This window comes from Pseudoalteromonas sp. SR45-5 (assembly GCF_014163565.1).
GTDB classification, from domain to species: Bacteria; Pseudomonadota; Gammaproteobacteria; order Enterobacterales; family Alteromonadaceae; genus Pseudoalteromonas; species Pseudoalteromonas distincta.
On sequence record NZ_JACJDN010000946.1, the window covers coordinates 1 to 986 of the forward strand.

At 37.5% G+C, this 986-nt stretch carries 1 protein-coding gene; it reads right to left on the minus strand.

Annotated elements, in window-relative coordinates; translation table 11 throughout:
- Nucleotides 1-983: endo alpha-1,4 polygalactosaminidase (locus H5072_RS20265; RefSeq protein ID WP_182694615.1), on the minus strand; the 983-nt coding region annotated here is incomplete at its 3' end.
- Nucleotides 984-986 lie beyond the last annotated feature (3 nt).

A 986-nucleotide genomic window follows, 5' to 3' on the forward strand; every position in this document is an offset into this window, starting at 1 on the left:
CTATAAAATATATTACTAGTAGTCCAAGAAATAATGCCGGCATGTAAACTCGGATCTATTCTAGGTAACCTTTCTTTAGCTACATCTACATAATCAGGAATATACCCTAAGTATTCTATGATTGTAGCAAGCTTTGAATGAACAGATTTTTTAACTAATGGTGAAATATCGCTATTATAAGGAATTAATATTCGCCTAGGCACCGGTGTTATCGATGATGTACCCCATGTTTGCAAGTGGCCATCTGTCACCCATGGATTAAAACCTGCGTCTATAATCTTTTGTGCCATAGCGAGGCGGTTATCGGGCTTTGCATAATCAATAATTTGGACGTTGAGGCCTAAGTTTTGTGCTTTTTTTAATTGTGCGCTTAGCCAATTTTGGTCGTTTTTGTTAGTCAGTGTATAGCTATTGTCGTTAGGGTTGAAGTGGCTATACAAACCCTCAGCAACTAAGTCGTTGGCTAAATTAGCGAGTTTAGGCAATAGCTCAAAGCCCCGGTTGAGGATAAGGTGCTTATCAAAAGTTTCAGATAGAGAGCTTATTATGGTGACTAATCCAGCTTGTTGTTCGGGTTTACTGTGCTTGTCATCTAAAAGTTGATAGCTGTCTAGAGTATCTAAAAATAAGCCGCTAAAACCACGTGCTTTTAATGTCTCAGCGCTCCTTTGAATATGTTGTTGCCAATGTGCTGATGCTAAATCGGCAATATGGCTATTCCAGTTGGGGTTTATACTAAGTGATGACTTATTTTTATTAAAGGACTCGCCAACACTTAAATAAGCATAAACAGCAATATTACGTTGTTTAAACCAATTAAGTTCGTGCTCAGTGACGTGTTCGGGCTGAACTACAACGCGAGAATAAAAAGTCATTTCGGCTAGAGGCATCGGGTACGAATAGTAAAATGCAATACTATTATTTACAGGCTTTGCAAATACTTGACTAGAGATTAAAAGCACAAGATATAAAATATATTTCATTAG